Annotated in this window: 21 protein-coding genes; 12 read left to right on the top strand and 9 right to left on the bottom strand. The window is 67.8% G+C overall.

The features are described from left to right. Positions 1–27: 27 nt before the first annotated feature. Entirely contained in the window at positions 28–924 is an 897-nt protein-coding gene (locus ACOCEP_RS16310) for a DNA-3-methyladenine glycosylase family protein (protein ID WP_482338140.1), read from the bottom strand. Positions 925–998: 74 nt separating this feature from the next. Between ACOCEP_RS16310 and ACOCEP_RS16305 the strand changes: the two genes are divergently transcribed. Further along, on the top strand, positions 999–1,451 hold the full coding sequence (locus ACOCEP_RS16305) for an adenylyltransferase/cytidyltransferase family protein (RefSeq protein ID WP_482338139.1): 453 nt from the start codon (positions 999–1,001) through the stop codon (positions 1,449–1,451). A 138-nt stretch (positions 1,452–1,589) separates the two neighbouring features. Continuing rightward, positions 1,590–2,090, top strand: coding sequence for a hypothetical protein (locus ACOCEP_RS16300; RefSeq protein WP_185927248.1), 501 nt, complete (start codon positions 1,590–1,592; stop codon positions 2,088–2,090). 59 nt (positions 2,091–2,149) lie between these two features. On the opposite strand, the gene ACOCEP_RS16295 is transcribed toward ACOCEP_RS16300, so the two are convergent. The 4 genes from ACOCEP_RS16295 to ACOCEP_RS16280 all read right to left on the bottom strand — a co-directional run bounded on the left by ACOCEP_RS16295 (position 2,150) and on the right by ACOCEP_RS16280 (position 6,481). Next, on the bottom strand, positions 2,150–3,190 hold the full coding sequence (locus tag ACOCEP_RS16295; protein WP_482338137.1) for a serine hydrolase domain-containing protein: 1,041 nt from the start codon (positions 3,188–3,190) through the stop codon (positions 2,150–2,152). Positions 3,191–3,248: 58 nt separating this feature from the next. Then, on the bottom strand, positions 3,249–4,112 hold the full coding sequence (locus tag ACOCEP_RS16290) for a glycosyltransferase family 2 protein (protein ID WP_482338136.1): 864 nt from the start codon (positions 4,110–4,112) through the stop codon (positions 3,249–3,251). Positions 4,113–4,218: 106 nt separating this feature from the next. Continuing rightward, on the bottom strand, positions 4,219–5,355 hold the full coding sequence (locus ACOCEP_RS16285) for a glycosyltransferase family 4 protein (RefSeq protein ID WP_482339737.1): 1,137 nt from the start codon (positions 5,353–5,355) through the stop codon (positions 4,219–4,221). A gap of 37 nt (positions 5,356–5,392) precedes the next feature. Then, positions 5,393–6,481, bottom strand: a complete 1,089-nt coding sequence (locus tag ACOCEP_RS16280; protein WP_482339736.1) for a glycosyltransferase family 4 protein — start codon at positions 6,479–6,481, stop codon at positions 5,393–5,395. Positions 6,482–6,500: 19 nt separating this feature from the next. On the opposite strand from ACOCEP_RS16280, the gene ACOCEP_RS16275 reads away from it, so the two are divergent. The 3 genes from ACOCEP_RS16275 to ACOCEP_RS16265 are packed head-to-tail and all read left to right on the top strand — an operon-like array spanning position 6,501 to position 11,039. Beyond that, entirely contained in the window at positions 6,501–7,412 is a 912-nt protein-coding gene (locus ACOCEP_RS16275; protein ID WP_482338135.1) for a glycosyltransferase family 2 protein, read from the top strand. Positions 7,413–7,444: 32 nt separating this feature from the next. After that, on the top strand, positions 7,445–9,958 hold the full coding sequence (locus ACOCEP_RS16270) for a glycosyltransferase (protein WP_482338133.1): 2,514 nt from the start codon (positions 7,445–7,447) through the stop codon (positions 9,956–9,958). Then, on the top strand, positions 9,951–11,039 hold the full coding sequence (locus ACOCEP_RS16265) for a glycosyltransferase family 4 protein (RefSeq protein WP_482338132.1): 1,089 nt from the start codon (positions 9,951–9,953) through the stop codon (positions 11,037–11,039). The genes ACOCEP_RS16270 and ACOCEP_RS16265 overlap by 8 nt, the downstream gene beginning before the upstream one ends. Positions 11,040–11,118: 79 nt before the next feature. Here ACOCEP_RS16265 and rfbD read toward each other — a convergent pair whose 3' ends face one another. Both rfbD and rfbB read right to left on the bottom strand, forming a co-directional pair. Beyond that, complete coding sequence (gene rfbD / locus ACOCEP_RS16260) at positions 11,119–12,000, bottom strand: dTDP-4-dehydrorhamnose reductase (protein ID WP_482338131.1); 882 nt, start codon at positions 11,998–12,000, stop codon at positions 11,119–11,121. A gap of 4 nt (positions 12,001–12,004) precedes the next feature. Further along, positions 12,005–12,988: a dTDP-glucose 4,6-dehydratase gene (gene rfbB / locus ACOCEP_RS16255; RefSeq protein WP_482338129.1), complete on the bottom strand. Its 984-nt coding sequence runs from the start codon at positions 12,986–12,988 to the stop codon at positions 12,005–12,007. Positions 12,989–13,138: 150 nt separating this feature from the next. On the opposite strand from rfbB, the gene ACOCEP_RS16250 reads away from it, so the two are divergent. The 3 genes from ACOCEP_RS16250 (at position 13,139) to ACOCEP_RS16240 (ending at position 16,760) form a co-directional block, all read left to right on the top strand. Further along, positions 13,139–14,677 (top strand): LCP family protein, encoded by a 1,539-nt coding sequence (locus tag ACOCEP_RS16250; protein ID WP_482338127.1) that lies wholly within the window; start codon positions 13,139–13,141, stop codon positions 14,675–14,677. A gap of 87 nt (positions 14,678–14,764) precedes the next feature. After that, entirely contained in the window at positions 14,765–16,042 is a 1,278-nt protein-coding gene (locus ACOCEP_RS16245; RefSeq protein WP_482338126.1) for an LCP family protein, read from the top strand. A gap of 10 nt (positions 16,043–16,052) precedes the next feature. Then, the gene (locus ACOCEP_RS16240; RefSeq protein ID WP_482338125.1) at positions 16,053–16,760 is read left to right on the top strand and encodes a TIGR03089 family protein; all 708 of its coding nucleotides are present in this window, start codon (positions 16,053–16,055) and stop codon (positions 16,758–16,760) included. 64 nt (positions 16,761–16,824) lie between these two features. On the opposite strand, the gene ACOCEP_RS16235 is transcribed toward ACOCEP_RS16240, so the two are convergent. Then, positions 16,825–17,250, bottom strand: coding sequence for a DoxX family protein (locus ACOCEP_RS16235; protein WP_007031884.1), 426 nt, complete (start codon positions 17,248–17,250; stop codon positions 16,825–16,827). A gap of 133 nt (positions 17,251–17,383) precedes the next feature. On the opposite strand from ACOCEP_RS16235, the gene ACOCEP_RS16230 reads away from it, so the two are divergent. Further along, on the top strand, positions 17,384–17,836 hold the full coding sequence (locus ACOCEP_RS16230) for a hypothetical protein (RefSeq protein WP_482338123.1): 453 nt from the start codon (positions 17,384–17,386) through the stop codon (positions 17,834–17,836). On the opposite strand, the gene ACOCEP_RS16225 is transcribed toward ACOCEP_RS16230, so the two are convergent. Next, complete coding sequence (locus tag ACOCEP_RS16225; RefSeq protein ID WP_482338121.1) at positions 17,784–18,212, bottom strand: hypothetical protein; 429 nt, start codon at positions 18,210–18,212, stop codon at positions 17,784–17,786. The genes ACOCEP_RS16230 and ACOCEP_RS16225 overlap by 53 nt on opposite strands. Before the next feature lie 114 nt (positions 18,213–18,326). Here ACOCEP_RS16225 and ACOCEP_RS16220 point away from each other — a divergent pair, with 114 nt between their 5' ends. The 3 genes from ACOCEP_RS16220 to ACOCEP_RS16210 all read left to right on the top strand — a co-directional run bounded on the left by ACOCEP_RS16220 (position 18,327) and on the right by ACOCEP_RS16210 (position 21,052). Further along, complete coding sequence (locus tag ACOCEP_RS16220; protein WP_482339735.1) at positions 18,327–18,578, top strand: DUF3027 domain-containing protein; 252 nt, start codon at positions 18,327–18,329, stop codon at positions 18,576–18,578. Positions 18,579–19,294: 716 nt separating this feature from the next. Then, the gene (locus tag ACOCEP_RS16215; protein WP_482338120.1) at positions 19,295–20,320 is read left to right on the top strand and encodes a ComEC/Rec2 family competence protein; all 1,026 of its coding nucleotides are present in this window, start codon (positions 19,295–19,297) and stop codon (positions 20,318–20,320) included. Between the two features lie 114 nt (positions 20,321–20,434). After that, complete coding sequence (locus ACOCEP_RS16210) at positions 20,435–21,052, top strand: hypothetical protein (protein WP_482338119.1); 618 nt, start codon at positions 20,435–20,437, stop codon at positions 21,050–21,052. Positions 21,053–21,054 lie beyond the last annotated feature (2 nt).

Below are 21,054 nucleotides of genomic sequence, written 5' to 3'. Positions count from 1 at the left end.
AGAGGACTGAACGCGGGCCTCGGGCGATCACATCGCGCGATAGTCGCGGAGCTCGATCTTCGGCCCGAACCTCGGGCGGCGGAATCCGGCCGTCGACAGGTAGCGCACCGCGCGCTGCCGTTGCGGTGAATACGGCGCCAGCACCTCGGACATCCCGGCGTCGTCGAGTTTCGTGCCGACCAGCGCGTGCCCGACCATCGACGGGATGTTGTAGTCACCGAAGCTCACCGCGTCCGGGTCTCCCCAGGCGCGCTGCGCGATCTCCGCCGCGGTCCACACGCCGATGCCCGGCACCTTCCGCAGCCAGGCCCGGCCTTCGACACCCTTCAGCTCCACGGCCTTCTCCAGCCGCGACGCGACGCGGGCCGCGGCGATCAGCGTCGTCCGCCGTTTCAGGTCCACCCCGGCGCGATGCCATTTCCAGTCCACAATGGATCGGATGGCGACGGGCGTCGGCGGCACCCGCAGCCGCGACGGGCCCGGCCCCGGGGCCTGCTCCCCGAACCAGCGGCACAGCTCACCCCACGACCGCAGCGCCTCCGTGCTGGTCACCTTCTGTTCCAGCACGGCGAGCACCAGCGCGTCCCACACCCGGCCGGTCGAGCCGAGGCGCAGCCCCGGGTTGCGGCGGCGCGCCGTCGCGATGACGTCGTGGTGGGCGACGAATTCCGAGTCGTCGTCGTGCGCGCCCAGCATCGCCGGGACACCCTCGAGCAGCCTGTCCGCGCCGGGCCCCCAAGCCTCCGCCTCGATCTCCCCGTCCGCGCGCCGCAGCAGCGCGAGCGTGCCCGCGCCGTCCGCGGTGTTGGCGGCCACCCAGGTGACCCCGCTCTCGGCGCGGACGACGTTGGGCGACCGCGATCCACGGCTCAGCGGGCCCAGAACCGTGTCCAGGTCCAGCTCGAAGGCAGGACGGAATCGCACACGCCGAACCTACCCGGCACTCGGCTAGGGTGAGCGGGCCACCTGTAACCGTAAGCCTATGGAGGACACCGACGATGACCGAGCGACCGGCGAAGGCCTCGATCGTCAGCGGGTACTTCAACCCGCTCCACCAGGGCCATCTCGACCTGTTCGAGGCCGCGCAGGCGCGGTCCGGCTACCTGATCGTCATCGTCAACAACGATCACCAGCAAGTCCTCAAGAAGGGCAGGGTGATCCAGACCGAGGACGTCCGTGCCCGGATCGTCCGCGCGCTGCGCATCGTCGACGACGTGTACATCGCCGTCGAGCAGGGGCCGGGTATCAACGAATCGTTCGACCAGATCCGCGCGGCGTACCCGGACACGGAGCTCGAGTTCTGCAACGGCGGCGACCGGCGCAACGTCGACGAGCTCCCGGCCGACGAGGTCGAGGCGGGGGCCCGCAACGGCATCTCGATGATCTACGGCATCGGCGGCACGGACAAGGCCGACTCCAGCACCCGGATCCTGTCGGACATGGAAGCCTGAGGCCTTCGCGGCGCGCCAACTTTTGTCGGAAGACGTTTGCGGGTCTGCTGACGGCGGCCGCACCTAGGGCCTACCCTAGACAACACACAGTCGGCCCTGATCCCAGAGGGCCCCAGGTCAGTCGGGAGGCCTAGGGGAATGGACCCCCGTGCTCGGGCGGACGCCTTGCTCGCACGCGCAAGCGCGCGTGGAGCCTTCGTCGTGACACCGGACAACGCGACGTCTCCGATGGACTCCGCGAACACCCAGCAGATCCCCCGATCGGTGGTCGCCGAGATCGACCGTTCCTCGGACCCGGATACGACCACTCAGCTGCCGGCTTCGTTGATCGCCGAGAACGATCACCCGCTCGCGGGGCCCGAACCGACGACGCGGCTGGACCTGCCGCCGGCTCGGGGCGAAGGCTCGACTCAGCCGCAGCCGTACCCGCGCCGCCCCGGCGCTCCGCAGCAGACCAGGCCGTTACCGCAGGCGACGACCCCGCTCACCCGGCGGCCGCCCGCCGCGCCGGTGCAGAGTCCCCTGATCGAGCAGCCGGAGCCGGAGACCGTCGAGAACGAGGTCGGCGGCCTGGTGCCGACGGTGAAGCAGAACCCTTCGGGGCGGTCGAACCTCTCGCGCCGCCTGGACGGCATCTAGCCCCTTCACGCGCGCTATGAACGGTCCGTTCCTTGCAAATTCTGCAAGGAACGGACCGTTCATAGCGTCTGGATCACCCGGTCGATCTCCTGGATCGCCGCTCCCCCGCCGTACGTGGCGTTGGACAGCATCGCGACGTCCAGGCCTTCGGCCGGATAGTGGCGCATCAGCGCGCAGACGCCGACGTTCCCGCCGTCCTTGTAGTAGTGCCGCACCGAGCCGTCCGGCGCCAGGACGAATTCGAGACCGAAGCCGTACCAGACGCCGCTGCTGTGAAGCACCTGCGGCGTGAGGAACTCCTTCGTGCGCGCGGGGCTCAGAAGCCGTTCTTCGCGGATCGCCCGCAGCAACCGGACGAGGTCGCCGACGGTGCAGTACAAACCACCATCAGGTGAACCGATCGGCGGGTAACTGAAGAGGTTCTGCTTCCAGCCGGCGACCCGTTCACCGTCGAGAATGGGATCCCAGCCTTCGGCGACCCTCGGCTCCGGATCACGGCGGTCGAAGAAACCCGAATCGGTCATCCCCGCGCGATCGAGCACGGCCTCGCGGACGTGGTCGCGATACGGCCTTCCGGTGATCTCCTCGATCACCAGCCCGGCGAGGACGTAGCCCGAATTGCAGTATCGGCAGCCCTCGCCCGGCGCGAAGTTCGGTGCCCGGTAAGCGAAATTGGGCAGATGGTCCCGCGTGTCCACCACCGAGTACACCGGCTTGTCGACCCACAACGCCTCGTAGCTCTCGCCCGCTTCCTCGTCGGCGTCGTCGGCGATCCCGGACGTATGCGTGAGCAGCTGCCGCGTCGTCGCCCCGGTGGCGATCGCCGTGCCGCCGAGGTCGACGAGCTCGCCGATCGGGCGGTCGAGATCCAGCCGCCCCTCGTCGGCCAGCCGCAGTGCGGCGATCGCGGTGACGACCTTGGTGATCGACGCGGTGTCGTACCGGACGTCCGGCGCGTTCGGCACCGACCAGCGGCGGCTGGCCAGGCCGTACCCGTGCTCGAACAGCGTCTCGTCTCCGCGCCGGATCAGCACGACGCCGGAGAAGCGGTCCTCCCCGGCGCGTTCCGTCAACCAGGTGTCCAGTGCGGCGAAGTCCATGCACCGACGGTAACGACGGCCGGGAGCCGGGTCGCGCGAATTCCGGTGGCCGGAACGGTTACTTCGGGCGCGTTTCGAGCTTGAGCCGCAGCGCGAGACCGGCCTTCACCGCGAGCATGACCGGCTTCCACAGGAGACCGCGGTAACGGTCCGCGAGGTAGCGGTACGCACTGTCGTGGTGCGCACGCAGCATCTTCGCCGAAGCCTTCGAAGTCGAGTGCCCGCCGATGTGCATGACGCTGGACGAAGGCGCGTACACGTTCAGCCAGCCCGCGCGGGTCAGCCGATCACCGAGGTCGACGTCCTCGAAGTACATGAAGTAGCGCGTGTCGAACCCGTCGACCGAGTCGAAGGCCTCGCGGCGGAACAGCAGGCAGGATCCGGAAAGCCAGCCCGCCGTGCGCTCGACCGGGGTGCCGGTCTCCTGCCGGTACTGCCGTGTCCACGGGTTGCCCGGCCACAGCTTGCCCAGCGCCGCGTGCCCGATCCCTCGGCCGAAGGACGGCAGGAGCCGGGCCGACGGGTAGACGGTGCCGTCGAGATCGTGGATGAGCGGACCGAACGCGCCACCGCGCGGCCACCGCGCGGCCACCTCGAGCAACGCGTCGAGCGAACCGGGTTCCCATTCGACGTCCGGGTTGACCACGGCGATCCAGCCGTAACCGTCGTCGAGCTCCGCGACACCTCGGTTGGCGGCCGTGCCGTAGCCGACGTTCTCGCCGATCCTGAGCAGCTTGACGTTGTCCCGGCGGGCGGCCTTGTCCAGCGCGTCGTCCGTGGAGTCGTTGTCGGCGACGACGACCTGGACGTCCCGGTCCGTCGCCTTCTCGAGCGTGTCGAGGAACTTCTCCAGGGTCTCGCCGGGGAAGTACGTCACGGTCACGACGGCGAGCCCGTCGCCGTAGCTGGGGTGCTCAGTCACGCGGTCATTGTCCACCCGTCACCGAACGCGACCACGCCCCCACCCACCTCGTGAGTGTTTAGGACGGTTCTAACCGCTCTAAACACTCACGAGACGTGGGCGAGCCTCAGCCGGCCCGCCGCCGTGCATGCCGGTGCCAGGCCTTCGCGTAAGCCTCCCGATGCCGCTCCGCGGTCGTCGCCCACGAGAACTCCTTCGCCCGCCGGAGCGCGGCTTCGGCCAGCTCCGCCCTTCGAGCCGGGTCGTCGAGCAGCTCCGAGATGGCCGCCGCGACGTCTCCCGCGCCGACCCCGCAGTAGGCGACCGCGTCCCCGCCGACCTCCGGCAGCGAAAGCCGCCTGGTCGTCAGCACGGCCGCGCCGCACGCCATCGCCTCAAGCACCGGCAGCCCGAACCCCTCTCCGAGGCTCGGGTACGCGACCAGCTCGGAGCCGCCGAGGAAGCCGGCGAGCGTGTCGAACGGCAGATATCCGGCCCGGATCACCCGCAGCCGGTGCGGTACGGCGTCGAGTGCGCGTTCGACCTGCGAATCCCAGCCCGGTTGCCCGGCCAGTACCAGCGCAGGCGGGTTCGGCCTGCCGGTCACGGCGTGCGCGAAACCACGGATCAGCGCGGGCACGTTCTTGCGCGGTTCCAGCGCGCCCAGGAAGGCGACGTACGGAGTCTTCCCGAGCCCGACGGCCTGGCGCGCGGCCTCGATCTCGGCGGGTGAGGGCGGATGGAACCGGTCCGGCTCGACGCCGTGATGGATGATCTCCAATTCCGCGTCGCGCACTTGGCCGACGCGCTCCAGTTCGGCCGCCGTCGCGATGCTCGGCACGATGCACAGCGTGGCGCGGCGAAGCGCCGTCGCGGTCCAAGCGCGGAAGAAGCGCGCTTTCACCGAAGAGTGCAGCACGGCGTCGGTGAAGAAGGTCGCGTCGTGCAGCGTCACCACCGACGCGGCCGGGCTGGCCAGCGGCATCGTGTAGTGCGGAGAGTGGACGACGTCGGCGGCGAGCCGCCGGACCAGCCGGGGCAGCGTCGCCTGCTCCCACGTCAGCCTGGCCGTCCTGGTCGACGTCGACGGCGAGGTGGGCACGATCCGCGCGCCGGGCGCCAGCCGGTCGTACAACACCGCGTCCCGCGGCTGGCAGACGACGGTGATCCGTGCACCGTCTTCGTCCAGCGCCGCGACCAGCGAATCCACGTAACGTCCGACGCCACCCCGGTCCGCGGGGACAGCGGTCGCGTCGATCAGCACGCGAGGGTCTTCGGTCACCCTAGGAGGGTACGGCGGCCTACCGGCTCCGCGGTGGGGAACCAACAAAGTCCTCGCGCAGGTGAAGATCCCACACGGCCGAAGCGGCACGCTGCCAGGTGAACTCACTCGAACGGCTGAGACCGCTGTCACGCAGCGCCGCAGCGCGCTCCGGATGTTCGAGTACGCCGCGAAGGGCGTCCGCAAGCGCTTGCGCGTCGCCGACCGGGACCGTCACGCCCGCTCCCCCGGCCACCTCGACCAGCGCGGGGACGTCCGAATGCACCACCGGCACCCCGGCCGCCATCGCCTCGATCAGTGGCAGCCCGAATCCCTCGGCCCGGCTCGGCATCGCCAGCACCGACGCCCCCCTCAGCGCGAACGCCAGCTCCGCGTCGCTCACCTTCCCCAGCACCCGGACGTCGGCGCCGTGCTCACGCGCCAGCGCCACCGGGTCGATGCCACCCCAGCCCGGCTGGCCCGCCAGCACCAGCGGCACCCCGATCCGCCCGACGGCGTCGATCAGCACGTCGACGCCTTTGCGCGGCTCGATGGTCCCGATCGCGAGCACGAACCGCTCCGGCAACGAGACCTCGGCGAACCCGGCGTGCGGCCGGACACCGTGCGGGATCACGCGCAGCGGCACCGAGACCGGCACCAACTCGGTGAGCTCGTCCGCGATCGCTCGCGTCGGCACGGTCAGGGCGGTCGCCCGCGACGCGGCCCGCGCGATCACCGCCTTGTGCCACGAGACGCCGCGCGGGGTCAGCGTCTCGGGATGCGTCCAGGGCACGGTGTCGTGCACCGCGACCGACAGCGTCCGCCCCTTCGGCACTCGCGCGGGCGCCAGCGGCGTCGGCGCGTGGACCGCGTCGCCGCCCGGCCACCACGGCAGCCCCAGCTGCCAGGCGGCGATCAGCGCCCGGGGCGGGATCGGCAGCACGCGCGGACCCTCGACCCCCTCGACGACCGCGGCCTCGACGCCGGCATGCCGGGCGACCACGCTCGACACCGTCCAACCCGGCGGCGCGGTCTCGGCGAGCGCCCGCAGCAGCTCACCGGTGTAGCGGCCGGTGCCGCCGGGGACCGGGGCCAGCAGTTGCTCGGCGAGCACGACCAGTTCGGGCATGGTCTCTATTCTCTCTGGCATGACCAGCACCACCGTCGTCGTGGTCACCTGGCGCGGCGCCGCGCACATCACCGCCTGCCTCGACGCGCTCGCCGCGCAGACCCGCCCGCATCGGACGCTGGTCGTCGACAACGCCTCCGACGACGGAACGGCCGAGCTGCTCGCCGCCCATCCGTCGAAACCCGAGGTACTCCGGCTGCGGCACAACACCGGGTACGCGGGCGCCATGGCCGCCGCGCTGGACGAAGTGGGCACCCCGCTGATGGCGTGGCTGAACGACGACGCCGCCCCCGGCCCGGAGTGGCTCGCGACCTGCGAAGACACTCTCGCCAAGGCACCACTCGCCGCCGCGGTGAGCGCACGGCTGACGCTGGCCGACGGGACCGTCCAGTCCACCGGGGTCCGCCTGACCGCCGACGGCCACGGCGCCGACCTGCCCGAACCCGTCGACGAGGTCTTCGGTTTCTGCGGGGGCGCGGCCGTGCTGAACGTCGAGGCGCTCCGTTCCGTCGGCGGCGTCCCGGCCTCCTACTTCTGCTACTACGAGGACACCGACACCGCGTGGCGGCTCCGGCTGGCGGGCTGGGACGTCGTCGGCGCCGAAGCCGAGGTCATCCATCGGCATGGCGCGAGCACCCGGCCGGGTTCGGTCCCGTTCCACCTGTGGAACGAACGCAACCGCCTGCTGACTCTCCTGCGGTGCGCCCCGCCCGCGGTGGCGATCCGTCAGCTGGTGAAGTTCACGATCCTGACCGCGATACTCCCCCTTCGCGGGAAACCGGCGGCACCGAACTTCCGTCTGAGTCTCCGGTGCCGGGTCCTGGGCGCCGTCGCCGCCCGCCTGCCGCGCACGCTGCTCGAGCGGCGGGCCATCGGGCGACGGGCGACACTGGGCCGAGGCGCGGTCTGGGACGCGTGGGCGGGCAATTAAGCTTGCCCCAATCGAGAGCAGGGAGCACGGCTTTGGCGCAGGGGGAAACGCAACCGGTCGTCTCGGTGATCGTGGTGAACTACCGGGGAGCGGCCGACACCGTCACCTGCCTGCGCGCGCTCGCCGAACACGATTACCCGAACCTCGAGGTCATCTGTGTCGACAACGCCTCCGGCGGCACCGACGTGGCCGAGATCAAGGCCGCGGCCCCGGGCGTCAAGCTCGTCGAGTCCCCGGTGAACTCCGGTTTCGCGGGCGGCTGCAATCTCGGCGCGAGGCACGCGACGGGCACCGTCCTCGCCTTCCTCAACAACGACGCCCGCCCGGCTCCCGGCTGGGTCGGCACGGCCGTGGCCGAACTGCGCGCGCAGCCGACCGTCGCCGCGGTGGCCAGCAAGGTCCTCGACTGGGACGGCACCGGCACCGACTTCGTCGACGCCGGCCTCACCTGGTTCGGCATGGGCTACAAGCGCCACGCCGGCAGCCCGCTGTCGGACGTCCCCGCCGCCGAGCACGAGATCGCCAAGGACGTCCTGTTCGCGACCGGTTCGGCGATGTTCGTCCGCGCCGGGGTCTTCGCCGAACTCGGCGGCTTCGACGAGCGGTTCTTCATGTTCTACGAGGACGTCGACCTCGGCTGGCGGCTGAACCTTCGCGGCTGGCGCGTGCGCTACGTGCCGGAGTCGCTGACCTACCACCGGCACCACGCCACCATGTCCACAGTGGACGCGCCGGACTCCGGGCGAGAGACGTTCCTGCTGGAGCGCAACGCCTTGGCGGCGCTGTACAAGAACCTCTCCGACGAGACACTGACCCGCGCGCTGCCCGCGGCGCTGGCGCTGGCCGTCCGCCGGGCGACCGCGCGCGGCGACCTCGACACCACCCGGTTCGATCTCGCCCAGGGCGTCGGCCCGGCCGAAACCGGCCCGGTCGAGGTGCCGAGGACGACGTTGGCCGGTGTGCTGGCGATCGACCAGTTCGTCGAACTGCTGCCTTCGCTCACCGAGTCCCGCGCCGCCGAACAGGCCGCCCGCGTCCGCACCGACGCCGATCTGCTTCCGTTGCTACGTAAGGCTTTGGAACCCGCGTATCCGCTGCCGCGTTATCTCGCCGCACACGAGATCCTCGTCGAGACGTTCGGTATCGACGCGCTCTTCGGGCAGCGTCGCAAGGTATTGGTGATCACCGGCGACGCGATCACCGAGCGGATGGCGGGCCCGGCGATCCGCGCGTGGAACATGGCCGCGACGCTGGCCACCGAACACGACGTCCACCTGGTGACGGTCAACCCGCTCGCCGATCCGCCGCCCGCGGCGTTCCGGGTCAGCGCGGCCACCCGACGCGACCTGGAGACGCCGATCGCCTGGGCCGACATCATCGTCCTGCAGGGCCACGTGCTCGAATTCGCGCCCTCGCTGAAGAAGGAGTACGCGCACAAGATCGTCGTCGCGGATCTGTACGACCCGATGCACCTCGAACTGCTCGAACAGGGCAAGGGCGTTCCCGACGACAAGCGGGCGCTGGACCTCATCGGGGTCACCAAGGTCCTCGACGCGCAACTGGAACGCGGCGACTTCTTCCTCTGCGCCTCGGACCGTCAACGCCACTTCTGGCTGGGCCACCTCGCCGCGATGGGCAGGCTGTCGCCGCGGCTGTACGACGCCGACCCGACCACCCAGTCGCTGCTGTCGATCGTGCCGTTCGGACTGTCGTCGCAGGCTCCGGCGCGCACCGGCCCCGGCCTACGGTCCACTTTGGACGGTATCAGCGAGACCGACCACGTCGTGCTGTGGGCGGGCGGCGTCTACAGCTGGTTCGACCCGCTGACCCTGGTGCGGGCGATCGAACTGCTGCGGCAGCGCCGCGGTGACGTCCGCCTGGTCTTCCTCGGGATGAAGCATCCCAACCCCGAGGTCACCGAAATGGACATCGGCACGCGGACGATGCTGCTGTCCGACACGCTCGGGCTCACCGGCAAGCATGTGTTCTTCAACCAGCAGTGGGTGCCGTACGAGGAGCGCCAGAACTGGCTGCTCGACGCGAACTGCGGCGTCACCACGCACTACGAACACGTCGAGACGACCTTCGCGTTCCGGACGCGGGTGCTCGACTACCTGTGGGCCGGGCTGCCGATCGTGACCACCGACGGCGACTCGTTCGCCGACCTGGTCCGCGAGGAACGGCTCGGTGTCGTCGTCCCGGCCGAGGACGTCGACGCGCTCGCCGACGCGCTCGAAAAGGCGTTGTACGACGAGGAGTTCGCCGCGGGCTGCGTCGAGCGGATGGCCGCGGTCGCCCAGCGCTACGCCTGGCCGGAGGCACTGAAACCGCTGGTGGAGTTCTGCCGCAACCCGCGGCCCGCCGCCGACCGGCTGCCCGGCTCCAGCGACCTCGTGGTCGCCGAACCGGTGCGAGGCAAGGAAATGCTGCACCGCGACGTCGCACTGATCCGCGAGTACCTCGCCGACGGCGGCCCGAAGGAGCTCGCGCGACGCGTCGGCGGCCGCGTGGTCAAGGTCGCCAAGCAGAGGCTCGGCCGTGGCTGACCGCCCCTTGCGCGTCCTGCTCGACGGGACCCCGCTGCTCGGTGCCAGGACGGGTATCGGCCGGTACACCGTCGCGCTGTCCGAAGAGCTCGCCTCGATGTCCGAAGTGGACACTCGTGCGGTCGCGTTCACGTTGCGCGGCTGGCGAAGGCTGCGGCACGTGCTCCCGCACGGCGTCCGGGCGCGCGGGATGCCGGTGGCGGCGCGGCTGCTGCGCAAGGCATGGCTGCGTTCGCAGCTGCCACCGGTGGAGCTGTTCGCCGGGCCGACGGATGTCGTGCACGGCACCAACTTCGTGCTGCCGGGCCGGTTCCGCGCCGCGGGCGTGGTGACCATCCACGATCTGGCCTTTTTGGACGCCCCCGAGGAGCTCGCGCCGAGCGATCACGAGCTGCCTCGGCTGGTGCGGCGCGGCGCCCGGCTCGCGGACGCGATCTGCACACCCACCAACGCCGTCGCCGACCAGGTCGCCGAACGGCTCGACGTGGATCGCGGCAAGATCATCGTGACCCCGCTCGGCGTGAACCCGGCCTGGTTCACCGCGCGCCCGCCGGACCCGGAACGCCGCAAGGAACTCGGGCTCCCGGACAAGTACCTGCTCTTCGCCGGCGCCCCCGGGCCCCGCAAGGGCCTGCACTGGCTCCAGCAGGCACACGAGGCCGCGCCGGATCTGCCGGATCTGGTGTTCGTCGGCCCCGGTTCGTTCGCGGTGGGCTCACGTTCGCGGCACGTCGGCTACCTGTCGGACGTCAACCTCCGGCGCGTCGTCGCCGGGGCCAGCGCGCTGGTGCTGCCGTCGCGCGACGAAGGCTTCGGGCTTCCGGTGCTGGAGGCGCTGGCGTCGGACGTCCCCGTGGTGTGCACGGACATCCCGGCGCTGCGCGAGGTCGCGGGGAACTGCGCGAGCCTGGTGCCCTACGAGGACGTCGACGGGCTCGTGGAGGCGCTGCGGATGGCCGTCAGCGATCCGCACGCCGTCGCCACTTCGGCCGCGCGCCGCGCGCACGTCGCGAACTTCACCTGGCGCGCGTGCGCCGAACTCACCGTCGCCGCGTACCGCCAGGCGAGCACGAAGCACTGACCACCCGCGCGTTTCGTCCTCTAGTTGCGGTACTTGCACACGCAAGTACCGCAACTAGAGGACGAAACGCGGGGAGGGATCAGGAAGCGAAGTAGGCCTTCAGCGCCTCGGGCCAGCCCCGGAGCGGAGTGAGGCCCGCCTCGCGCCACGACGCGTTCGACAGCACGCCGTACGCCGGGCGCGCGGCCGGACGGGGGAACTCCGCCGTCGTGCAGGGCTTCACGCGCGCCGGATCCGCGCCCAGCTCCGCGAAGATCGCCTTCGCGAACCCGCACCACGTCGTCGACCCACCACCTGTGCAGTGCAGCACCCGCTGCGACGGCCCTTCACCGGCGGCGACCCGGCCCGCCAGCTCCAGCAGACCCGCGGCGAGGTCACGGGACCAGGTCGGCGAACCGGCCTGATCGTCCACAACGGACAGTTCGTCGCGCTCCTTTTCCAGACGCGCCATGGTCTCCACGAAATTCGACCCGGTCTTGCCGTACACCCAGGACGTCCGCACGATCCACGATCGGGCTCCCGAACCGAGCAACGCGTCCTCGCCGGCGGCCTTCGTCCGGCCGTAGGCGTTGAGCGGCCCCAGCAGATCCGTGGCCTCGTACGGCGAAGTCGCGTCGCCCGGGAACACGTAGTCCGTGGACACGTGGATGAGCGGCACCCCGCGCGAAGAGCACGCGGCGGCGAGCACCCGGGGGCCGTCGGCGTTCACCGCGAACGCCCGCTCCTCGTCGGTTTCCGCCGCGTCCACCGCGGTGTAGGCGGCCGCGTTGATCACCACCGGCGACTTCCCCGCCGCCCGCGCCCGGTCCGCCAGCTCGGTCACCGCCGCGACGACCTGGCCGGTGTCGCGCACGTCCAGCTCCGACGAAGACGGGGTCGTGGCGTCGATGGAGCCCACGGCCAGTGCCCCGAGGTCCCGCCCCAGCTGCCCGGATCCGCCCGGCACGAGAATGCTCAGCACGTCGTCACTCCCCCGCACGCTTCTTCAGCGGTTCCCACCACGATCGGTTCCCGCTGTACCAGGCGACCGTTTCGGCCAGACCGTCCTCAAAGGACTTCCGGGGCGCGTACCCGAGCTCCCGCGAGATCTTGGTGATGTCGACGGAGTACCGGCGGTCGTGTCCCTTGCGGTCCACGACCGGCTCGACGCTGTCCCAGCCGGCGCCGACGGCGGCCAGCAGCCGCTCGGTCAGCTCGCGGTTGGTCAGTTCGGTGCCGCCGCCGATGTTGTAGACCTCGCCCGGCCTGCCCCCGTCGGCGACGAGCTGGATGCCGTTGCAGTGATCGTCCACGTGCAGCCAGTCACGGACGTTGAGCCCGTCGCCGTAGAGCGGGACCTTCCGGCCGTCGAGCAGGTTGGTCACGAAGAGCGGGATGACCTTCTCGGGGAATTGGTACGGACCGTAGTTGTTCGAGCACCTCGTGACACAGACGGGCAATCCGTGCGTGCGGAAGAACGAACGGGCCAGCAGATCCGAAGACGCCTTCGACGCCGAGTACGGCGAATTCGGCTCCAGCACGTGGTCCTCGTCCCAGGACCCCTTGTCGATCGAGCCGTAGACCTCGTCGGTGGACACGTGGACGAACTTCCCGACCCCCGCCTCCAGCGCGGCCTGCAACAGGGTCTGCGTGCCGAGCACGTTCGTCAGCACGAAATCGGCCGCGCCGGCGATCGAACGGTCCACATGGGACTCCGCGGCGAAGTGCACGACCAGGTCGACGCCCCGCATCAGCTCGCTGACCAGGGCGGCGTCACAGATGTCGCCCTTTTCGAACCGGTAGCGCGGATTCTCGCGGACGAGCTCCAGGTTCGCCTCGTTGCCCGCGTAGGTCAGCTTGTCGAGCACGATCAGCTCGGCGTCGGCCAAGCTCGGGTACGCACCCGTCAGCACCTGCCGGACGTAATGCGACCCGATGAACCCGGCGCCACCGGTGACCAGCACTCGCATGCCGCGATCCTCCCTCTGCTCCTTCATGACCGGCCGAGTGTGTCACGACCGGGGCAACCTTTCACCAGCCTACGGACGTCTAACACGAGACTCAGTAGAGTCTTGGACGAGGCACGCGTGTGCCCTGGGGAGATTCGTGGAGGACCGCACGTGACCGAGTGGCCCGGGCCACCCATTCCGGCGCGCCGTGGCGGCGGCGTCGTGGTGATCGCCCGCCGTGGCGTGAAGGTCGTGTTCAGCCTGGTCTCGATCACGATCCTGGCGCTGACCTGGTGGGGCTGGCAGTTCATCGGCGACCCGACCCAGGGCTTCGCGACCACGAACATCTTCGGGGACAACGGCCACCCGCCGGCGAAACCGCTGGACGGCGCGATCGACATCCTGCTCGTCGGCCAGGACAGCCGCACCGACGCGCAGGGCAACCCGCTGCCGCGCGAGGTCCTCGACATGCTGCACGCCGGTATTTCCGACGGCGAGCGCCAGACCGACACGATGATCCTGGTGCACATCCCCCAGAACGGCAAGAAAGCGGTCGCGATCTCCTTCCCCCGTGACTCGTGGGTCGAGATCGCCGGGGGTTTCGGCAAGCACAGGCTCAACAGCGCGTACGTGTACGCCTACAACGACACGTCGAAGACGCTGCAGCAGCAGGGCAACACCGACCTCAAGGACGTCGACGCCAAGGCCAAGGACGCCGGCCGCAAGAACCTGATCGCGACGCTGGAGAAGTTCATCGGCAAGCCGAAGATGATCGACCGGTACGCCGAGGTGAACCTGTCGAGCTTCTACGAGATCACCAAGGCGATCGGCGGCGTCGAGGTCTGTCTCAACAACGCGGTCAAGGAGAAGAAGTCCGGCGTGGATCTGCCTGCCGGGAAGTCGACCGTCGAGGGCGTCCAGGCGCTCGCGTTCGTCCGCCAGCGCTACGACCTGCAGAACGGCGACCTCGATCGGATCGCCCGGCAGCAGGCCTTCCTGTCCGGCCTGGCGAACAAGGTGCTCTCGTCGGACGTCCTGATCAACCCGGCGAAGATCGCGGACCTGATCGAGGCCGTGAAGAAGTCGGTCGTCCTGTCGGCCGGCTGGGATCTGCCGGAGTTCGCCGCCCAGATGCGCGGCCTGACCAGCGGAAACGTCGAATTCCACACGATCCCCACCCAGGGCGACGCGATCATCGGCGGCGCCGCGGTGCTCCGCGTCGACCCGGCGCAGGTGCAGGCCGAGGTCGCCCGCCTGACCGCCGACGGGGAGACGGCGCCGTCCGAGACCCCGGCCACCCTGCCGGGCGCGGAAGCCGTGACCGTCGAACTCTTCGACGGCACCGGTTCGCCCACGGTGGCCACCGAGACCCGGAACCAGTTGCAGGGCAAGGGTTTCAAACTCGCGGCCGAGACCAAGCTCAGCACCCGGAACTCGACGGTCATCCGGCACGCCCCGGGTGACGACGCCGCGCTGGCCCTGATCGAACAGGTCTTCGGCACCGCGGTGCAGGCCGAGGCGGATCGGGACGTCGCGCCCGGCAAGGTGCGGGTGCTGCTCGGCAAGGACTTCAAGGGCGCGTCCACCGGCCCGGCCACGCCCCCGGCGAAGACGTCGGAGCCCTCGAAACCGGCCCAGCCGCCCGCCAGCGCTCCGGCGGCGCCCACCACGAAGCCGATCGTCGCGGGCAATGTGCCCTGCGTCAATTAATTCCGGGTACTCAGCGTGGCCGCCCTCACGGTGGCTTAGCCTTCTCCTACTATCGAACAGCTGCCGCGCCAGGGGAGGTGATCAGGGATGAGCGACGAGGAACCGAAGTCCGAAGAGGACGCCGAATCGGACACCGAGAGTGACGAAAAGCTCGTCCCGACGCCGTACCCGCGGAATCCGCCCCTCCCCCAGCCGTCGACCCCGGCCGAGGAGGAGGACGAGCCGATCTCGGGTGTGCTCGACGTGCCCGAGCGCCCGCTGCGCCGCGCCGGCCGGATCACCCGGCGGATCGCGGTCGGCCTCGTGTCCCTGCTCGCCCTCGGTACGACGGGCTACGCGTACGTCACCAAGGACCAGCTGCAGGACAACGTCCCCACGACGAACGCCCTGAGCAAGCCCGACGACCCCGCCGCGCCGCCCGCCGACGACGGCGCGACCGACATCCTCCTGGTCGGCAGCGACGCGCGGACCGACGCGCAGGGCAACCCGCTGCCACCGCGTGTGCTCAAGCAGCTGCGCACCGAGGAGAAGGCCGGTGTCAACACCGACACCATCATCATCCTGCGCGTCCCGAAGAACGGCTCGAAACCGTCCGGCGTCTCGATCCCGCGCGACACCTGGACCGACATCCCCGGCCGCGGCCCGAACAAGATCAATTCGGCGTACGGCGTCGCGAAGACCAACTACGTGAACGCCCACAAGAGGGAAACCGATCAGGCGAAACTCGAACGTGATTCCGACCAGGAAGGCCGCAAAGCACTGGTCCAGACCGTTCAGGAGCTGACGCAGATCCGCGTCGACCACTACGCCGAGGTCAACCTGCTCGGGTTCTACCTCCTGACCGAGGCGCTGGGCGGCGTCAAGGTCTGCCTGAATCACTCCACCGAGGACAAGGACTCGGGCGCGAACTTCCGGCGCGGTGAACAGACCGTGTCGGGCGGCGAGGCGCTTTCCTTCGTGCGTCAGCGGAAGAATCTGCCGCGTGGTGACCTGGACCGCATCGTGCGGCAGCAGACGTTCCTGTCCTCGGCGCTGAACCAGGTGCTTTCGGCGGGGACGCTCACCAGCCCGTCGACGATGGCGGGCCTGATGGACGTCGTGCGCCGGTCGATCGTCCTGGACGAAGGGCTGGACCTGCTGGAGTTCGCGCAGCAGGCGAAGGGGATCGCGTCGGGCGATCTGACCTTCACGACCATCCCGGTGGTGAACATCAACGGCCGGAGCGCGGACGACCAGAGCATCGTCGAGATCGACCCCGCCGCCGTGCGGACCTTCATCTCCGGCTTGGCCGGCCGGGGCGGCGGTGGCGGCGCTCCCGGCGCGGCCGGAGTGCTCGCCGCGTCGAGCGTTCCCTGCGTGAACTAACGTCGTGGGCGTGAGCCTCACCGAACTGCTGCTGCGGCCCGTGCTCGGGTCGCCCGCGAAACCGCTGATCACGCATTACGACGACAAGCAGGGCAGCCGGGTCGAACTGTCCGTGGCGACCACGGTGAACTGGGCGGCCAAGACGGCGAACTGGCTGGTCGACGAATTCGACGTCGAACCCGGTGACGAGGTCGCCGTGGTGCTGCCGTCGCATTGGCAGACCGCCGGTGTCCTGCTGGGCGCGTGGTGGTGCGGCGCCAGGGTGGTGACGGAGACCGCGGGCGCGCGGGTGGCGTTCGTCGCACCGGGCGGCGCGTCCGACGCGGCCGCCACTGCCGTCGTCTCGTTGCACCCGATGGGCCTCGGGCTGCCCGCCGGCTCCGTGCCGGACGGGGCGCTGGACTACCTGACCGAAGCCCGGCTTTCGGGTGACCAGTTCAGCCCGCTGTTCCCTGTGCCCGGCGACACCCCGGCCCTTGGCTCGTCCACTGTGGACGAAGTGCTCGCCGAAGCCCGCTCTCGCGCTTCTTCGGCGGGCCTGACCGCCGAGGATCGCGTTCTGTCCACTGTGGAGTGGGCGGGCGAGGAAGGGATCCTCGCGGGGTTCCTGACGCCGTTGGCGGCGGGTGCGCATCTGGTCCAGGTCACCGACGCAAATCCGGCCAAACTCGCCTCCCGGCGCGAAGCCGAACGGACGACGGCGGATCTCGCCTCCTGAAGTGCGATGAAGGACCCTTTCCTGGCAAATTTCGCAAGGAAAGGGTCCTTCATCGCATCCGAGGTCAGGCGTCCTGGAGCTGCTTCGCCTCACGCTTGCGCCCGAAGAGCGCGTGGTCGAGCGACAGCTTGCCGGCGTTGAAGCCGAGCGCGAGCCCGGCGACCGCCAGGACGAGGACGAGTTCGTAACCGCCCTGGCCGGTGAGGCCGTTGTCGAGGTGGACCGAGAGCAGGGCACCGACGGAGACCACGACGAAGCCGAGGCCCACCAGCGGCGTCAGGAAACCGACGATGAACAAGATCGCGCCCACGATCTCCACCGCGATCGCGAAGATCGCCGCGAGCGTCGGCAGCGGGATTCCGGTCTGCTCGAAGAACTTCGCGGTGCCGTCGATCCCGTTTTCCCACTTCTGCAGGCCGTGTGCGAGGAAGACCACACCGACACCGATCCGGCCGAGCAGGAGGGCGACATCCTTGAAACGAGCGAACATCGGGTATCAGCTTTCTGGTCGGTGAATATTCAACTTACCCGGATCACGGTAGGGCACCGGACGCCTCCGATGGCACCTCCGGAGCGTGATCGACAGGTACCCGACAGGAATCCTGTCTGGCAGACTCGCGTCCGTGACGGACGAACGGCTGACCGGCCTGTGGTCGGATGAAATCCTGCAGCCGGGCAGCGTCGAATACGTCGATCTGGCGTTCCGCCGCGACGGCTCCGGATGGTTCTACTGGAAGAGCTGGAGCACCGGATTCTCGGTGTCACGCTTCACCTGGGCGACTCCGGGCGCACTGGTCGTGAAGTTCCATCGCACCCTCGATGGCAGGTGGTCCGTCGACAACGGGGTCACGCGTCACGACGTCGAGTCCGACGAGGAGGACGAGTCCCTCATCGAGCTGGGGTACGAAATCGCGCCTGTCGAAGACCCGTTCGGGACCCCGGTGACCCTGCTCTCGCTGGACCGTCCGCTGATCGAGTACCTGGCGGGTTCGCAATTCGCCCGGGTCGAGAAACCGGAATCGCTCAGCGACCCGACCGCCGATGCTCTGCGGCCAGACCCGTCCAGCCACCGCTGACGGCCAGCACCTCGAGCACCCGCTCGGCCTGCTCCGCGAACCCGGCCAGATCGGCGTGCAGCAACGCTATCCGCTCGGCGTCGAGCGGGACCTCGTCGTCGGCCCACAGCTCGATCACCGTGCTGACGGTCCACACGAGGAACTGGATGATCCGGATGAACCCCTCCGACGGCTCGTCGACGGCCTCGCGGTAGCCCGTCTCGATCTCGTCGCAGGCCGCGACCAGCTCCCGCAGCGGCCGGACGACGTCGGCCGCCGTCCCGTCCCACGCGGCCGTCGGCCACGTGCGATCCCCGAGTTCGAGCCACAACCGCCAGCCGGCGATCAGCTCGGCCTCGTCGTGCGGTGTCCACGACACCGGTGCGAACCAGAACATCTTTCGAGAGTGACACCGGTTGTCCATGATCGCCGTACTTCCGTGAAGCATCTCACCGAGGGTTAATCGATCGCGTACCTCCACGGGCGTCTCTAACCTGACGCCGTGCCCGCCATGAATCCGCCCTGGTCGGGCGACGACGAGAACTTCAACCGCGCCTGCCACGCGCGCTGGCGCGAGCGCCTCAACCGAGAAGCGCACGACGAGCAATGCGGTGGATGCGTGTTCTGGGTCGCCCTGCACGGACGACTCGGCCAGGACTACGGCGCCTGCACGAACGCACACTCCATCTTCGATGGAATTGTTCGTTTCGAGCACGACGGCTGCACCGCTTTCGCGGACCGCGGCGACGGTTCGTTCGGCTGATCCATCACACGAGCCGTAAGTACGTGAAGGCTCCCTTCATTGCGCCTAACGCAATGAAGGGAGCCTTCACGTACTTAGAAGATCAGCCCTTGAGCAGGGCGCGTGCCATGACCATGCGCTGGATCTGGTTGGTGCCTTCGTAGATCTGGGTGATCTCTCGGTCGGTTTCGGCCTTCCTGGCGATCTTGCTTGAAAACGGCCTCTGAGCTGCTCAAACGCCTCTCGACAGTTCTCGGCGGATCTTGGCCCTACCCGGCGTCTGACGGCCTGTAGACGGCCTGGCGAAACCCTGCCCACACCTCCCCTTCATTCCGATACGAAGCCAGCACGCGGCCGGTGACATCGGGTCAAGGCACGCTTTCCAGCCTTGACGCGGTGTTTCCGGCCGTTGTCACGATCAGGCATCGGGGTGAAGGGGAACCCCCGACTCGGCGTAACAGGTGGCGATACATCGACGACCGGTATGTCACGACGTTCGTTGAGGAGGGCCGACGTTGGCTATGGGGACTTGTGCGCTGCCGCTGGGTGGCGCTGCGCAAGGTGACCCGCTGGCGGCCGCGTCGCCCGGCCGGCGGGCGGAGCGGAGCGGCAGCCCGCCGTGTCGGGAACCGGCGCGGCCGCCCAGGCGAGGGGCTACCTACGCGCCCGGCGCGCCGCCCGGCGGCGGCGCGCCCTTGATCCCATAGAGCCAAATTCGGCAGTCGCTGGTGTTCGCAGTGACCGAAATCTACCCCTCTACGCATTGGATACCACTCAAAATGGCACTGACTATTCATTTTCTCAACGTTGGCCATGGCGACTGCACAATGATTGAATTCCCATCCGGGCGAATCATGATGATCGATATAAACAACTCAAAATCACTGCCAGACGAGGACATTGACGCTCTTGCAGAGCAACTCAATCTAAGCAGATACCAGTTCAAAACTGGCTACGTGACCAAAGCTAGAACTTGGGAGCAGTACTACGAATCAATGCTGGTCGACCCCGCTGAATATTTTAACGAAAAGTTCGCCGGACGCACAGTGTTTAGATACGTCCAGACGCACCCCGACATGGATCACATGAACGGAATAGCCAACTTCTTTTGGGCGGAGAAGATACCACTCGTCAACTTCTGGGATACAGCTCATAATAGAACCTTCAAGAAGGAAGATTTCGACCACTCTAGATTCGAGCACATCGATTGGTCTGCGTACAGCTTGATGCGAGAAGGGATTGGCCCCGACGACGATGTAGCCAATCCATCGCTCAAGGTTCTCAAAAAGCTTCGGGGCGCCGAGTCCAAATATTGGAGCGACGATGACATCGACATCCTTTCCCCGACGAGCGAGATAATTGAAGAATGTAATAGACGCAACGACTACAACAACTGTTCGTATGTTTTTAAGATTTCATACGCAGGTAGGTCAATTATTCTACCTGGCGACGCAGAAAGTTCTGCATGGAAGAATATTCTGGAAAACTACGATTCCGACTACTTGAAGTGCGACATACTGAAGGCGGCACATCATGGCCGCAACAGCGGATTTCACAAAGAAGCTGTGTCCGCAATGAATCCTACTGTAGTCGTATGCTCCGTAGGGAAGAAGCCCAACACGGACGCATCGAACGAGTACAGCAAGCTTGGGGCAAGCGTATTTTCGACGCGATACCACGGAACAATTAGAATGAAAATCTGGCATGACGGTGACATCTGGGTTTACAACTCAAAAGATGAGCGCATCCTTGTGATCGACTAGTAGAACCTTGCGCCACGGGGAGAATAAATGATGTCATATGGCGTTAGAGCACGGATACTACCCGTAGTCTTGACAGCGCTTCCGGCCGCATGCAGTGTCGTGGCACTAGCACCCATGTCCATTGACTGGCGAGCACTTGCAAGCTTTCCAATCCTAGGCATATTGGCATTTTTTATAGATCAATTGGGGCGCGATCTCGGACGCGGCAAGCAAGAAGAACTTTGGTTGAAATGGGGAGGAAGTCCAACCACTTTACTGCTTCGACATCGAGAGGACAGCAACAATCCAATTCTTCTCGAAAAGCGGCACGCCAATTTGCGCAGCAAGACCGGCGTGTCATTGCCGACCAAAGATCAGGAGATAGCTAATCCTGAAAATGCCGACGCGAAGTACGAGGCCGCAATTAGCGTAATGCGCACCTCAACCTACGACGCGAAGAAGTACCCTCTAGTCTTTTTGGAAAATTGCAATTACGGATTTCGGCGAAACTGCTACGGCTTGAAGCGACTGGCCATAACCGTTTGCGGACTAGCCGCAATGGTAAATGTCACCCTCGGAGCACTGACTTTTGCGCAAGTTTTGAATTTTTCTTTGGGTGCAATCATTGGCTGCTTCGCTGTTGCAATCTGCTTTCTTGGGTTCTGGATGCTCGTCGTCACGGCGAGTTGGGTCAAGGTTGCAGCTATGGCATATGCCGAAAGACTTATTGATTCTGCCGGGACAACATCTTAATA

It is taken from the genome of Amycolatopsis sp. CA-211722 (genome assembly GCF_056828465.1).
The sequence above is the reverse complement of the archived record's forward strand: the minus strand, read 5'-3'. Positions and strand labels throughout refer to the sequence as shown.